The sequence below is a fragment of the Scytonema sp. HK-05 genome, from assembly GCF_963872035.1.
In the GTDB taxonomy this organism is placed as follows: domain Bacteria; phylum Cyanobacteriota; class Cyanobacteriia; order Cyanobacteriales; family Nostocaceae; genus Kalymmatonema.
Genome location: NZ_CAWMYC010000046.1, coordinates 25,998 through 40,742, shown reverse-complemented (window position 1 = coordinate 40,742; position 14,745 = coordinate 25,998). Strand labels below are relative to the sequence as shown.

Below are 14,745 nucleotides of genomic sequence, written 5' to 3'. Positions count from 1 at the left end.
AATAAAGTGCAACTTCTACAACATTTCATGTCTGTCAAGTTGTAACAGAATAACTTTTTCTGTAAGCCGCTGTGGACAGTGTTTAATTGAAACCTACTGTATTAATAGGCTGGATTTTGAGCAATCTGACACACAATAAACACGCGCAATGATTCCACACCTATTTTGAGGCTCAGATGGTCAATCATGACATAATGAAATAGACACAGGTTTTCAGTAAAAACCTGATTCAATCGCAGCCCCATGCCCAATAAATTTGCATTTTTGTGGTAAATTCTTCCCCTGGGCTGTTTACCACTGTTAGCTATCTTAAACTTATGTAATTAAAATTTATGTATCATCTGATAGTTTCATATTTTTTTTATTTTGTTATAATTGACAAATAAATTCTGATTTATTCCAGCGTGGCTTTTAACTATCAAAGATGGATCTGGCGATCGCTCGCCACCTCTGCGACAATATCAAAATTCACAAGTAGAGGATGATTTCCCTCGCAGAGAATTCAAATGCAGGGTCATAGGTCATAACTCGCCCCATGCTCAGCTAACCACCGCTTGCGCTCAAGGTAATCCGGCACAATCCGCTCCACTTTGTCCCAAAACGCATTAGTATGATGCGGTTCAATCAGATGCACCAACTCGTGAACCACCACATATTCAATCATGGTTCGCGGCAGCATCGCCACTCGCCAGTGAAAATATAAATCCCCCTTGTGTCCGCATGAACCCCAACGGTAGCCTAACTCGCGTACCTGAACTGAGCGGGGAAAAGCTCCAATACGGTTGACAAAAACAGTAATATGTGTGTTTAAAATTGGATAGAGGCGATCGCCATACCATTTCACAAAACATTCTCTTCCCCGTAGCTGTTCTTCGCGGTGTAATTCAAAACGGCTTTGGTAAAACTTGAGTGGCGGTTGTCCTTTCACCCTATCTACTAATTTGAGGCGATAGCTGCGTCCTAAGTAGTAAAATCTCTCACCGCAAACGTATTCTTTAACACCTACTGGTGGATTGAATGACTCTTTTTTTAACAGTTTGCTGTAAATCCAGTAGCGTTTTTCATTGACTATCTTCTCCAGAGTTTCTATTGGCACTTCTGGAGGTGAAGCTATGATTAATTGACCGTCACGTTCGACGGTAATACCTACGGTACGACGTTTTGCACTGTGGCGTAATTCAAAACTGAGGTCGCCAAAGGTGATTGTTGTCATACAATTAAACTATCACGATTTCGGCGAGCTAGTTGCACAAGTTTATCTGCTACTATTTCTAATTCGTCGTAACTCACGACATCATTATCATCCAAGTAACCTGCTATCCACTTTCGCAAGTCTTCTTGACTGACAAGACTGTCCCAATTGACTCGACGAATATCTTGGCGGATGTGTTCGACAATTTCTTGTGTGGCTTGGGCAAGTTGGGTTAATTCTTTGGTGGAATGTTCGGCTAAAATATTGAGAAATGGAAGTTGAGTTTTCGGGTCGAGTCCGGTTTCATCTGTAGAACGACCTGCTTGAATTTCTTGGATATATTGCCACAAGACATTCACTTTTTCTTGCCAATTATCGGCAAAAGATTCGAGAATCTCTGTTAATTTATCGCTTAATTTTTTGTAATAAACTGGGTCTTCATCGTAATGTACGCTAATGTGATGACGAGCAGCAAATTCCATTTCTGCGGCTTGCGCTTTAGTTGAACGATGGCGTTGAACGTGGGTTTTGAAGTCTAGGGACAGAATATCAATTCGTGGAACTTTCAGGTCAATTCCCTGTGCTTCAATATATTGGTCAATTAATGCTCTCACCTTCTCTTTGGCTGTGACTATGTTAAGTTTTTCATCTCGATAGAGGTCTGCAACAGATTTTTTAATGAAACCGAGTTTTTTAGCATCCTTAACAAAATTATAGGGATGACGTGCTTCTGGTCGTGGCAGAATTGTATCAAGGGTATCGATGAAGTCTTTCAAGAATTCGTTGAATTCTACTCTCAGGCGTTCATCTCTGAGTAAGTCTACACAAGCATCTACGTTGTCTATTTTGCAGCCGTTTTGAGTAAATAAATTGATAACTCGCTGATGGCGATCGCGTAATTTTGGTATTTCGTCCGCAATATCAAACCAGGCTGATTCTGTATCGACTTCTTCGTAGATTGCTAAAGCTTCTGCAAGGTTGACACCGTAGTAATCGACGACTAAGCCATATTTTTTCGTGTCGTTATAAACGCGGTTCACACGGGCGATCGCCTGCAACAATTCATATTCTTTCATCTCCCGGTCTAAATATAAAACTTGTTCATTTGGGGCGTTAAAACCAACCAGTAACATACTTTTGACAATTAAGAAAGCTAGACCATCCTGTTTTGTGGAGTCAGAATTTACTAGGGGTTTTTTGAAGCGTTCAATGCGTGCTTCTTGCTTACTTTTATTCGTCCACTCTTCCCAACTGGGGTCGTCGTTTTTGTCCGCAGAGATGATAACGCCAAATTGTAAGCGGCGGATGGTTTCCAAATAAGAAAGTGCTTGGGCTAAAAAGCGCGTTTCTTCATTATCAATAGATTCTAAAGCTTCTGGGTCCAGACTTCGCAGAATGGGGGCACGAGTTTCTAGTTGTTGCACCAGTTCCCGCTGTGCTTCGACAAACGCATCGTAGTAGCGGACAGCAGCGCGACGGGTAGGGGCGACGACTTGCGCCTTAAAGCCTCCGGGTAGGATACGCTGTATATAGTGGCGCAGCATATTTTTTGCTTTGGCTTTAATGAGTTCGCGTGCTTCAGCAACTTGGGTTTTGGTAGCGTATCTCGCTTTAGAATGCGCCTGTTCTTCTGGGGTTTTGTCTGCAAAGATGATTTCAAAAAGTTTATCTAAATCGTCCCCTTGGGTGACTGCGCCCCTTGCTTCTAAACCTTCGTAGAGAATGGGTAAGGTAACACCGTCTTCTTGGGACTGACGGATGTTGTACTGATCGATAAACGAACCAAAAATTTGTTTGGTGGTTTTTTTGGCAGATTTGACGATGGGAGTACCAGTAAAGCCAATACGGACGCAGTTGGGTAAGGCTTCGAGTAAATTGGTGTGGAGAGTGCTGGCGTGGGAACGGTGCGCTTCGTCAATGAGTACTAGGATATCTTCGGAAAGGTTGAGGCTTTTTGGCATTTTTTCCGGCTGTTCCTCTTCTTCGGAATCTTCGCCGCCTTTGAATTTCTGAATCATCCCGAAAACTAACCCTGCACCTGGTTGTTGCAGGTATTGTTCTAGCTTTTTGACTTTTTTCGCTATCTGCAACGGTTCGCCTGTCAGAACAGCAGTATCGGAAAGTTGCTTTTCTAAGTCGGTGCGATCAGTCACGACGACTATTTTAAAGCGGCGTAATTCCGGAATCGTGCGGATTTTCCGAATCAGGTAAACCATTGTTAGGCTTTTGCCAGCACCTTGAGTATGCCAGATAATACCACCGCGTTGGTCATCTGTACCGTGTTGCAAACGGGTTTGATTGTGTAGCAGTCGATCAATTGCTTCTTGGACTGCTCGATATTGTTGGTAACGAGGGACAATTTTAATTGTGCGTCCGCCACTGGTTTCATATAAGGTAAAGTTCCGCAGGATATCGAGGAGGTTCGCAGGTTTGAGCATTCCGGCGATCAGCATTTGTCGGGTATTTAGTTCGGAAACGCCTAACTCTGCGGCTATTTCAGCCTTGGAACGGGGTATGGTATCCTTCCACTCAACGTAATACTCATGGTTTGCACCCACTGCACCAGCTACCGCCCGTCCCCTAGAAGCGGCTATCATTAGCAGGTTGTAATGAAATAGTTTTTCTGCGCCTTCTGGTTGAGTGCTATTGCGTTGGTTCGAGTATTGCAATAGGTCATTAATTGCTGCGGTGATGGGATTATCTAACTTGGGACTTTTGCATTCAATCACAACCAGGGGGATACCGTTGACCAATAGCACAATATCAGGAACGATAAAACCGCGATCGCCTGTTATCCAAAGGGGATCTACTCGGTATTGATTGATTGCCAGAAAGTCGTTATTTTCAGGATGCTCAAAATCAATATAGTGGACGGTGTGCTGTTTGCCGTCTTTTCCTAAAATGGTAGTGCCAGAAAGCAGTAATTCTGTAGCAGCTTTATTTGCTTCCATGAGTCTTGGTGCTGCTAAACGCTCAAGTTGACTCACCACTGCGTTGACTTGGGTATCATCGAGCCAAGGATTACCATTGTCATCTAGGTTGATGCGTTTGATGACGGTTTTCAAGCGTTGGATGAGCAGAACTTGCTTGAAGTTTTCGCGTTCGGTGACTCGCAAGTCGAACTGATGACCTTCGATATGCTGCCAACCCATCTCACTGAGTTGTTGAATAGTGGGCAGTTCTACATGAATATACTCAGGAGTTTGTTTAGACATGGTGGCAGTTTTTGAGGAAAGTCACAGCATTTGATAGCGATATAGTTAGGCGAAGAGCGATCGCTCACCCTCTTAGTCCTTTCACGCTCGTTCGCCGCTAGGCGTTCCCGTAAGGTAGATTACTTATTAACGAACCGCCAAGACGCCAAGAACGCCAAGGAAAAGATAGGTAATCTTGCACCGGGAAGGGAGTAACTTGATTCAAATGCTGTTATAACATTTACCTCAAAGTCAGCCAGTTTTGCTCATGCAAGCGCTGCCAAGCTTTACGAATATAGCGCTTCTCGTTTGAATGAAGTACAGATTTATCTGTGTCCATCTGGAGGACACTGCGTTGCGGGGGTTCCCCCCGTTGAAGCAAGTGTCCGTTGTTCATCTGTGGTTCTTTATTTCTTGATGTATTGCACTTAAATGCAAACCACTATATGTTCAGGTTTGAATAGTTTAGGAATTACCATTTGCATTGTTGGCATAAATTGCCAATTTTTGCCAATATATAGATATTAAAACAGTGAACAGTGACCAGTGACGCCAGCGGGCTGGTGGGGGATTTAAACCCGCCACCAACGCTTTCGGTGCTCTTAGTGGGGGACTTAAACCCTGCGGATGAAACTGATAACTGATAACTGGTAACTGGTAACTGTTAAAGTATAAGAGGTAAACCATCAATGACCACACTCAACATCTCTTTACCAGATTCGATGCGAGCTTTTATTGATCAGCAGGTTGCAAAAGGTGGCTACAGCACTGCGAGTGAGTACATCCGCGATCTGCTTCGCCAAGCCCAAAAGAAAGCAGAGCAAGAGAAGTTAGAGGCGATGTTGTTGGAGGGTTTGGAAAGTGGTGAACCCATTGAAGTGACAGATGAGTGGTGGGAACAAAAACGCGCTCAAATGATGCAACGGTTCCGCCAGCAAAAGAAATGACGCGACGCATTATTATTACGCCAAGGGCAAGCCAAGATATTGATGAGCACTTTGCTTACATTGCCCAAGATAATTTTGATGCTGCACTGCAATTTTTTGACTCAGCACGGTTGACGTTTTCGCAATTAGCAAAAACTCCTGGTATGGGTAGCGCCTTCCAGATTATAAACCCTCGTCTGGTCGGGTTGCGTAAGTGGGCAGTGAAAGATTTTAAAAAATATTTGATTTTCTATCGATATGACGATGAGTCTATTGAGGTAGTGCGGGTAGTTCATGCAGCGCGAGATATCCCCGCTATTTTTGAGGAAGAGCAAGAGTGATGAGTCTAATTTTTGGTATTCTTGACTCGCACTTTTCCAGTTAATAAGTCGTGCATGAGTCCTTGTTTCTGAAGTTTGAGCTTGTTAAGGTAGGCTTCTTCTTTACGGATGCGGGTGTCGTAGGTGTTGATGCACTCAATAATCCTCGCTTGTTCTGTAGAATTTGGGAGTGCTACCAATGTCTCAATTACCGTTTGAGAACTGATTTTCACCATACTGCCAGAAGTTCCCTGAGCATTACCTGTAAGCTGTCTTCTGACGGGAGAATGGCGCAATAGTAGCTCCAGAAAGCGGCTAGAGGTCTTCTCGTTAATGCTTAGACGCATCATTAAGTCTGGATAGATGCAGGGTACGCCTATATTTTGATAAATTCCAGTTAGTGCAACTCGCTCACGAGTATTGGATCTGCTTAATAGAAAATCACCATCACATAGTAGAGTAGTGTGAACTTTTAGGTCATTCCTCGGTGCATTTTTCAACTGAAGCGGTTCAAAGCCTTCCTCGGTGAGACAACTAAGCCCAAGCATTAATGTGCCAGTCCATTCATTAACTTCCTTTGGGCTATATCCATTCTTTGGTCGCCCATTGAGTAATGACTCAATTTTGAAAACCTCCCAATCTTTCGGAATTCTTCCCAGTGGCGAATCTTTGAACTGTTCAGGATGCGCTTGTGGATCTCTCAAATGTCCATTCTCATCTAACCCGCGTGTGAGCAAGTCGTGCAGGAGTCCAGCTTTGATTTGTTTAAGTTTTGTAATGAGGGAGGACGTGCGGGCGATCGCATCATCCACCGTGTCCAAAATTTCTGCAATTTTGTCTTGTTCGTTTCGGCTTGCAGCAAGGGCAATATTTATCTTTCTTAGATTCTCCAGTGTGATTTCTGAAAATGTTGTTCCTTTTACTGCTAAATTAAACTCTCGCTGTGCATAAGTTGAGCGTAGCGCCCACAGAAGGAAACGACTGTTAATTCCTTCGCAAGGAGCTATCCGAGCAGTTCCTTGTGTTAGGTTGGCACCGTCCAGTTCTGGCGGAACCTCTAAAACCTTACCAACAGTCGCTCGAATCGCGCATACGATTTCACCAGTTTTGACGGTAGAACGACGATATGATGCAGCTATTTGCGGGGAAGTTCGCAACAGTCCCTCAATGCTCAATCTGTCTCCTGCCATATCTCCAGTACGAATGTATGGGACACCATCCTCGACATGAGGACCAGCTTGAACAATTCCGTAAGTAATTTGTGCATCGGGACGAACACACTCCTCAAGGGTATAAACTTTCCAATCCTTTGGAATCTTCCCCAAAGGGGAATCCTTAAACTCCTCAGCTTTCACCAAAACCTCACGCATACCCCAACCCCTGCAAAAACTCCCTCAAATCTGAACACCTTGAGATAAAATACCCAAAATCTTATTGATCTCCTTAATATAATAATTATTCAAATCAATAAACACATCACAGCCTTCTAACTTCAAAAACTTCCAAATATCCCCCGTTGTTACTGCACCATAAATAGTTGTCGAATAACTAATTAAATGTCGTCTTAACAAATTAATGTCGCTCAAAACGTAAAGGCTATAATCGTTACTAAGCAAGGATTATAGCCTTTTTGATTTCTATTTAGCATTCCTAAATATTTAACTAATTAAACGTCGTAATTTGTAAATATAACAAAATAAGTGTCGTTTTTTCAAAAAATCTCTTTCCAAAGTTTTTAACGGCTCATAACAAAATAAGTGTCGTCTTTTGGAAGTGAGTAAAAAATCTAAAATTACGTGTCGCTTTTTGGAATAAAGTAGTAGTATATTTACTAGGTAATAGTAATTATGTACGAATAAGGTGTTACGCATTTAATTTTTTTGCCCAAAAGCCTTGCAGCAAGGACTTTAGGCTGCAAAATATTACATTTAGATGCGCGTCAGCTTACAAACATAGTTGTACTCAAGTCTTCTTATTTCTCTCTACTTGCAAAGTCATTCCTCATATTGCGTTAAAGGTTGATGTGAGTTGAGGCTGTATACTTTGCTTTTTCGCTCTTAGACTTGCTGTACCGTATTGGCTAACCAACTAGTTTCAAGCGATGAAGTTTGTTTATGGGTGAAACGCTAAACTCCAACGAGGTTGATGAATCTTTAGTTTTGTACGACGGTTCGGATGAGGTTGATGAAATTTCCGAGAGTGAGGATACAAAACAAAGCAATGTAATTGTTACTGAACTCTCAGAGGAAGCCAAGCTGAGAATGCAGGTACTGCAAAGTCTTATTGAGCCGTGCGATCGCAAAACCTACGGAATTAAATTAAAGCAAGCCGCAGAAAAACTTGGCAAGACGGTTCGGACGGTACAGCGACTCGTCAAAAAATATCAAGAACAGGGGTTATCAGGCGTTACTGAAGTCGAACGTTCTGACAAAGGTGGGTATCGGATTGATGATGATTGGCAAGATTTTATCGTCAAAACTTATAAAGAAGGTAACAAGGGCGGTAGAAAAATGACACCTGCCCAAGTCGCAATTCGAGTTCAGGTTAGAGCCGGACAGCTAGGTTTAGAGAAATATCCCTGCCACATGACGGTTTATCGCGTTCTTAACCCGATTATTGAACGTAAAGAGCAGAAGCAGAAGGTAAGAAATATTGGTTGGCGTGGATCGAGAGTTTCCCATCAAACTCGTGATGGTCAGACGCTCGATGTACATCATAGTAACCATGTTTGGCAGTGCGACCATACAAAATTGGATGTCATGCTAGTTGACCAGTACGGTGAAACTTTGGCACGTCCTTGGTTGACAAAAATTACAGATAGCTATTCGCGCTGCATTATGGGCATCCATTTAGGTTTTGATGCACCTAGTTCTCTGGTAGTCGCCTTAGCTATGCGTCATGCGATGTTACGCAAGCAGTATAGTTCGGAATATAAACTTCATTGCGAGTGGGGAACTTACGGGGTTCCAGAAAACCTATTTACTGATGGTGGTAAAGATTTTCGCTCCGAGCATTTGAAGCAAATTGGTTTTCAACTTGGTTTTGAGTGCCATTTACGCGATCGCCCACCAGAAGGTGGAATTGAAGAACGTGGATTTGGGACTATCAACACCAGTTTTTTGTCAGGATTTTACGGTTATCTAGATTCAAATGTACAAAAGCGTCCAGAAGGAGCAGAAGAGGAAGCTTGTATTACTCTGCGAGAATTACATCTATTAATAGTGCGTTACATCGTTGATAACTACAATCAGCGAATTGATGCTCGTAGTGGAAACCAAACCAGGTTTCAACGCTGGGAAGCGGGATTACCTGCACTGCCGAATTTGGTCAATGAGCGAGAGTTGGATATCTGCCTGATGAAAAAGACCCGCCGCAGTATCTACAAAGGCGGATATGTAAGCTTTGAAAACATTATGTATCGGGGAGATTATTTATCAGCTTATGCAGGAGAAAGTGTGTTGCTGCGATATGACCCTAGAGACATATCAACTGTGTTCGTGTACCGCCAAGATTCGGGCAAGGAAGTGCTACTGTCTCAAGCTCATGCGATTGACTTAGAAACTGAGCAGATTTCCTTAGAGGAGACAAAAGCTGCAAGTCGGAAAATCCGGAATGCAGGCAAGCAATTAAGTAATAAATCAATTTTAGCAGAAGTGCAGGATAGAGACACTTTTATTAAGCAAAAGAAAAAGAGTCACAAGCAACGCAAGAAAGAAGAACAAGCTCAGGTGCATTCTGTCAAATCGTTTCAAACTAAGGAGCCAGTAGAAACTGTAGAAGAAATACCTCAACCTCAAAAGCGTCGCCCCAGAGTATTTGACTACGAGCAACTTCGCAAAGACTACGATGATTAATCTGATTGATGTTTTTGGTTTATCGATTTTGAACGCATTTTATATTTGAGAAACCACTGATTATGGCAGAAGATTATTTGCGGAAGTGGGTGCAGAATTTATGGGGAGATGACCCGATACCGGAAGAATTACTGCCGATAATTGAACGGCTAATTACTCCTAGTGTTGTCGAACTTGAGCATATCCAAAAAATTCATGACTGGTTAGACAGTTTACGACTCTCTAAACAATGCGGTCGAATTGTTGCACCACCACGAGCAGGTAAGTCGGTGACTTGTGATGTTTATAAACTCCTAAATAAGCCGCAGAAAAGAACAGGAAAACGCGATATTGTACCCGTCTTGTATATGCAAGCACCTGGAGATTGTTCGGCTGGGGAGTTGCTAACTTTAATACTTGAAAGTTTGAAATATGATGCCACTTCAGGGAAACTTACAGACCTGAGACGACGAGTGTTAAGGCTTTTAAAGGAGTCCAGAGTTGAAATGCTGGTGATCGACGAAGCAAATTTTCTGAAGTTAAATACTTTTAGTGAAATTGCTCGCATTTATGATTTATTGAAAATTTCAATTGTTCTTGTGGGGACAGATGGTCTGGATAATCTCATTAAAAAAGAGCGATATATTCACGATAGATTTATAGAATGTTATAAATTACCATTAGTATCAGAAAATAAATTTCCTGAATTTGTACAAATTTGGGAAGATGAAGTTTTATGTTTACCTGTGCCATCGAATTTAATAAAAAGTGAAACTTTAAAGCCGCTATATCAAAAAACAAGTGGCAAAATTGGTTTGGTAGATAGGGTATTAAGAAGGGCTGCAATTTTATCCTTGAGAAAAGGTTTGAAAAACATTGATAAGGCTACTTTGGATGAGGTTTTGGAGTGGTTTGAGTAATGGAAATACCTGCGGAACAACCACGATTTTTTCAAGTAGAGCCGCTCGAAGGAGAAAGCTTAAGCCATTTTTTGGGTCGTTTTCGTCGGGAAAATTATTTAACTGCAACTCAATTAGGTAAATTAACGGGAATTGGCGCAGTTATTTCACGTTGGGAGAAGTTTTATTTGAATCCATTTCCGACACCGCAGGAGTTAGAAGCGTTGGCTGCTGTGGTGGAAGTTAAAGTTGACAGATTAATCGAGATGCTACCACCAAAAGGTGTGACGATGAAACCAAGACCTATTCGATTGTGTGGTGCTTGTTATCAGGAGTCACCCTGTCACCGTGTCGAGTGGCAGTTTAAGGACAAACTTAAGTGCGTTAGCGAAGCTCATCCGAAGGATGCTCGCCATCAATTAGGCTTACTCACAAAATGCACCAACTGTGAAACACCCTTCCCGATTCCCGCAGATTGGGTGCAAGGAGAATGTCCGCATTGTTTTTTACCTTTTGCAAAAATGGCAAGGCGTCAGAAGCGCTATTGACAAAAACACCAAACAAGAAAGAGACGTGAATTTAAGCACGTCTCCAGGCGATGGAAAAATAATTGATGCTAGTGGTTACGCTACATCTGCCACCAGTAACCCGTTGACAGCAATGATGAAAAGCTGTGCTAACTCAGGCGTGTCGCAACAAGCTCTTTCATCTCTATTACAGGGTTGTGCTACCCATTTGCCTTCAAGATTCTGATAAAAAGTTCCCAGCAGATGATAGCTGTTCCAAACTCGATATAGTTCTCCTAATTCATCTGGTACTGAATCGATTTCGATTTCTGGTGCTACTTTTTCACTTAGCTGCTCAATGTAATCCTCAAGCTCTGATTCAGCTGAGCTTTGGTTATCAAATTCATCTTGTACAATCATCATTAAGAACCTCGTTGATGGGGTTTAACAGAAGGCGATGCTCCAAAGGAGCCGCCTCAGAGAGGCGATCGCAATCTTTGGACGGAGGGCGATCGCCTTTTTTGTCTATTCAATAATCTACGCCTCATGTAGAAATACGTCAAGCGTAGATTTATAACCTTGAAATGTGGACAAATCTACGTTTAGGCTAAAATAGTGACAAGTAGAGATATCTACGCCTAGCAGCCACTAAACTGGGGATGTAGTAATATGCCTATGGATAAAGTGATTCGCTGGAAATTAAATGAAGTGATGGCGCGATCGCGAGTGAGGAACAAGGATTTGGCTGAGGTGCTAGGAATAACTGAAAATTCGGTGTACAGGCTGCGTAAAGTTGATGAAATGCCCCGACTAACGCCAGAACGTTTAAACGGCATTTGCATAGCATTGAATTGTCAACCTGGGGAGCTTTTGGAATATGTGCCTGATGATAGTAAAGAAAGTTCTATTGTTAATGTAGTTTCGTAGAGTCTATGTTGCTATATCACTAGAATAGCCAGCTGCAAAAAACTGTTAAAGATAGAACGTAAGGAGTAAGTTTTAATTTATACGTATAGATTAATACGCTTTGAAGTATTTTGATAGGCGATCGCCATTTTTAGCTATGGTTATGTAGCTTTGAGTTAATCTTCTAACTGGGGTGCTTAATTGTAGTGATCTACCCAATTAAGCTGCTCTATCCTGTGAATACAAATACTGCTGAAACCCGATAAATACTTCACTGATATTCGCAACGCTCCCTAGTTCTTCCACAGCATCACGAACGGTATGATATTTCAACTCTAACAGTTGAGGTAATTTAGTGCGATCGAGTTCTCCTACCCCGGCGTTGATGTATTGCTCTAGTACAAAGTCGAGAAATTCTTGCTGTTTGCCTATATACTGCGAGAAGATTAAGGACTTGTGAGCGAGGACGCGCTCTCTGCGGCTCATGGGTGGAGAGGCATAGGCGATATAAGCCAGCACATCATATAAATCGCTTTTCTCGGCATCAATCAGGCGGCTAATTTCTGTGAGTTGTTCCTCCCCGTAGCCCTTCTCAGCCAGTCCTTCTAATAGGGCTTTACGGGTGTCAGGACGGCTCCAGATTGCTCTTAATTCGTCTTCATCTGTGAATAGTTCAGGAATTTCACCAAAGAGACGTTCCACAAATTCTGCGGCGCTCATGGGTTTACCGTCTGGGCTCCAGAAGCTGGTAGACATCCGGTGCTGGAGGGTGCGTTCTTTACCATCAGCGAGTTTGATTTTGATTGTTTTGGGGCGGGGAACTTCTGTACTTTCATTTCTATTTTTGCCTTTATCTTTACCAGTATCTGTTGTGGAGACATTGTATTTACCTGATTCCTGCCGCCCCTTTGAAATTTTGACCAGTACAGGTTCTTGGGGTTCGCCGTCCCATTGCGGATCGTTGAAGTGTTCGTAGGCTTTGACAAAATCATAGATCGTGAAGTAGTCTTTCCCATCAAATAGGCGAGTACCGCGACCAATAATCTGCTTAAATTCAATCATTGAGTTGATTGGGCGCATCAGCACAATGTTGCGAACGTTCCGAGCATCAACCCCAGTGGAGAGCTTTTGGGAGGTAGTGAGAATGGTGGGGATAGTTTTCTCGTTGTCTTGAAAGGTGCTGAGGTGCTGTTCACCGAGTTTCCCATCATCGGCGGTGACGCGGACACAGTAATTAGGGTTACTGCTAATCTTCATTTGGTTGATTAAATCCCGCACAGCCAGAGCATGGTCTTGGTTGGCGCAGAATACCAGAGTTTTTTGATTCTGGTTGATTTCTTCCATGAACAGTTGCACCCGGTAGCGTTCGCGCTCGGTAATTTCGATGATGCGGTTGAAGTCGGCTTCGGTGTAAATTCTCTCTTTTTCTACCGTACCTTCAATGAGTTGGTCTTCGGCGCTGTAGATGTATTCATCAAGGGTAGTATCGATCTGCCTAACTTTGAAGGGGGTGAGGAAACCATCATTAATGCCGTCTTTGAGGGCATAGGTGTAGACGGGGTTACCGAAGTAGGCGTAGGTGTCTGCGTTGTTTTCTCGTTTAGGAGTAGCAGTGAGTCCAAGTTGTACTGCTGGCGAAAAGTATTCTAAAATACTGCGCCAGGTGCTTTCGTCACTGGCTCCGCCTCGGTGACATTCATCAATGATGATGAAGTCAAAGAAGTCGGGGGGATAGTCGCTGAATTTGGGCGTAGGATTGCCAGCGTCGTCCCGTCCGGTCATAAAAGTCTGGAAAATGGTAAAAAAGATACTGCCATTTTTGGGGACTCGACCCCGTTTTTTGATAGCTTCGGGGTCGATGCGGACGAGGGAATCATCGGGGAAGGCAGAGAAAGAGTTATAGGCTTGGTTGGCTAAGATATTGCGATCTGCTAGAAACAAAATTCGCGGGCGACGGGTGGGTTGTCGGCTGAGGTTCCAACGGCTTTGAAAGAGTTTCCAGGCGAGTTGGAAAGCGATGAAGGTTTTACCCGTGCCAGTTGCCATCGTTAACAGAATCCGGTTTTTTCCTTGGCAGATCGCTTCTAGGACGTGCTTAATGGCATTGTGTTGATAATAACGGGCTTCCCATGTACCGCTTTTGTCTTCAAAGGGAATAGCAGCAAAGAGATCCCGCCACTCATTATCTTCGCTAAAGGTGGCTGACCACAGTTGATCCGGGGTGGGGTATTGGTTGATGTAGCCTTCCGCACCTGTGTGCATATCTACTTGATAGATGCGATCGCCATTTGTGGAGTAAGCGAATCGAGTCTGCAATTTTTCGGCGTATTTTTTGGCTTGTCCTAAACCTTCGGTATCGGGCAGGTCGCGTTTTTTAGCTTCGATGACCGCGAGTTTTTCGCCGCGATAGACCAACACGTAATCGGCGATGTCTGATTGGGCACGTTTACCATTGCCAACCAAGCGACCAGGGGCGATAACTTCGCGGCGGATGCGACTACCTTCGATGATGCCCCAGCCTGCGGCTTTGAGTGCGGGGTCGATTAGTTCAGCGCGAGTTTCGGCTTCGTTCATGATGGCTCGTCTTTGGAATATGGCAGTCGGCGGCGGGCGATCGCGATCGCTTCTTGTAGTTTAGCCTGTAACAACTCTTTAAGTGGTAATACGGTGAAGAATTCGGCAACGTGGATCAAGTTTTGTCTAGTTATAGCAATTCGATCTGAAGATTGTTTGTTACCTGTACATAAGATGATTCCCTGTGGTGGCTGTTCGTCACTCTCCTGATAGTATTTGGCAAACCAAGGCAGGTAAAGTTCCATTTGTCTTTTGTATTTGTGACGGAAGTTACCTAGTTTGAGGTCGATGGCGAAGAGGCGTTTGAGTTTACGGTTATACGACTTACGCATTGACAAAAAAGGCAAGATATGAAAGAAGGATGAAAAGGAAGGTAAAACTTTCCACTTAGGCGA

General features: G+C 43.2%; 14 protein-coding genes. 6 read left to right on the top strand and 8 right to left on the bottom strand.

Translation table 11 applies throughout. The features are described 5' to 3' along the window. Positions 1-514: 514 nt before the first annotated feature. The 4 genes from AACT52_RS07700 to AACT52_RS07685 form a co-directional block, all read right to left on the bottom strand. Complete coding sequence (locus AACT52_RS07700) at positions 515-1,213, bottom strand: M48 family metallopeptidase (protein WP_073630006.1); 699 nt, start codon at positions 1,211-1,213, stop codon at positions 515-517. Next, a complete protein-coding gene (locus AACT52_RS07695; RefSeq protein ID WP_073630004.1) occupies positions 1,210-4,407 on the bottom strand; it encodes a type I restriction endonuclease subunit R in 3,198 nt (1,065 codons plus the stop codon). The genes AACT52_RS07700 and AACT52_RS07695 overlap by 4 nt, the downstream gene beginning before the upstream one ends. 220 nt (positions 4,408-4,627) lie before the next feature. Next, on the bottom strand, positions 4,628-4,783 hold the full coding sequence (locus AACT52_RS07690; RefSeq protein ID WP_158054580.1) for a hypothetical protein: 156 nt from the start codon (positions 4,781-4,783) through the stop codon (positions 4,628-4,630). A 68-nt stretch (positions 4,784-4,851) separates the two neighbouring features. Then, the gene (locus AACT52_RS07685; protein ID WP_073630002.1) at positions 4,852-5,073 is read right to left on the bottom strand and encodes a hypothetical protein; all 222 of its coding nucleotides are present in this window, start codon (positions 5,071-5,073) and stop codon (positions 4,852-4,854) included. 2 nt (positions 5,074-5,075) lie between these two features. On the opposite strand from AACT52_RS07685, the gene AACT52_RS07680 reads away from it, so the two are divergent. Both AACT52_RS07680 and AACT52_RS07675 read left to right on the top strand, forming a co-directional pair. Continuing rightward, entirely contained in the window at positions 5,076-5,333 is a 258-nt protein-coding gene (locus AACT52_RS07680) for a type II toxin-antitoxin system ParD family antitoxin (RefSeq protein WP_073630000.1), read from the top strand. Continuing rightward, positions 5,279-5,653 carry a type II toxin-antitoxin system RelE/ParE family toxin gene (locus AACT52_RS07675; RefSeq protein WP_339374971.1) on the top strand — a complete coding sequence of 125 codons (375 nt, stop codon included), beginning with the start codon at positions 5,279-5,281 and terminating at the stop codon, positions 5,651-5,653. The genes AACT52_RS07680 and AACT52_RS07675 overlap by 55 nt, the downstream gene beginning before the upstream one ends. Before the next feature lie 5 nt (positions 5,654-5,658). Here AACT52_RS07675 and AACT52_RS07670 read toward each other — a convergent pair whose 3' ends face one another. Beyond that, a complete protein-coding gene (locus AACT52_RS07670) occupies positions 5,659-7,002 on the bottom strand; it encodes a restriction endonuclease subunit S (protein WP_073629996.1) in 1,344 nt (447 codons plus the stop codon). Between the two features lie 744 nt (positions 7,003-7,746). Between AACT52_RS07670 and AACT52_RS07665 the strand changes: the two genes are divergently transcribed. The 3 genes from AACT52_RS07665 to AACT52_RS07655 all read left to right on the top strand — a co-directional run bounded on the left by AACT52_RS07665 (position 7,747) and on the right by AACT52_RS07655 (position 10,912). Next, on the top strand, positions 7,747-9,486 hold the full coding sequence (locus tag AACT52_RS07665; protein ID WP_073629994.1) for a Mu transposase C-terminal domain-containing protein: 1,740 nt from the start codon (positions 7,747-7,749) through the stop codon (positions 9,484-9,486). 62 nt (positions 9,487-9,548) lie between these two features. Beyond that, complete coding sequence (locus tag AACT52_RS07660; RefSeq protein WP_073629992.1) at positions 9,549-10,385, top strand: TniB family NTP-binding protein; 837 nt, start codon at positions 9,549-9,551, stop codon at positions 10,383-10,385. After that, positions 10,385-10,912 carry a TniQ family protein gene (locus tag AACT52_RS07655; protein WP_073629990.1) on the top strand — a complete coding sequence of 176 codons (528 nt, stop codon included), beginning with the start codon at positions 10,385-10,387 and terminating at the stop codon, positions 10,910-10,912. The genes AACT52_RS07660 and AACT52_RS07655 overlap by 1 nt, the downstream gene beginning before the upstream one ends. 75 nt (positions 10,913-10,987) lie before the next feature. Here AACT52_RS07655 and AACT52_RS07650 read toward each other — a convergent pair whose 3' ends face one another. After that, entirely contained in the window at positions 10,988-11,293 is a 306-nt protein-coding gene (locus AACT52_RS07650; protein WP_233153869.1) for a hypothetical protein, read from the bottom strand. Between the two features lie 246 nt (positions 11,294-11,539). On the opposite strand from AACT52_RS07650, the gene AACT52_RS07645 reads away from it, so the two are divergent. After that, entirely contained in the window at positions 11,540-11,797 is a 258-nt protein-coding gene (locus AACT52_RS07645; protein WP_073629988.1) for a helix-turn-helix domain-containing protein, read from the top strand. 198 nt (positions 11,798-11,995) lie between these two features. Here AACT52_RS07645 and hsdR read toward each other — a convergent pair whose 3' ends face one another. Both hsdR and AACT52_RS07635 read right to left on the bottom strand, forming a co-directional pair. Further along, the gene (gene hsdR, locus AACT52_RS07640) at positions 11,996-14,350 is read right to left on the bottom strand and encodes an EcoAI/FtnUII family type I restriction enzme subunit R (RefSeq protein ID WP_073629986.1); all 2,355 of its coding nucleotides are present in this window, start codon (positions 14,348-14,350) and stop codon (positions 11,996-11,998) included. Beyond that, positions 14,347-14,682 (bottom strand): PDDEXK nuclease domain-containing protein, encoded by a 336-nt coding sequence (locus AACT52_RS07635; RefSeq protein WP_083630214.1) that lies wholly within the window; start codon positions 14,680-14,682, stop codon positions 14,347-14,349. The genes hsdR and AACT52_RS07635 overlap by 4 nt, the downstream gene beginning before the upstream one ends. Positions 14,683-14,745: the final 63 nt, after the last annotated feature.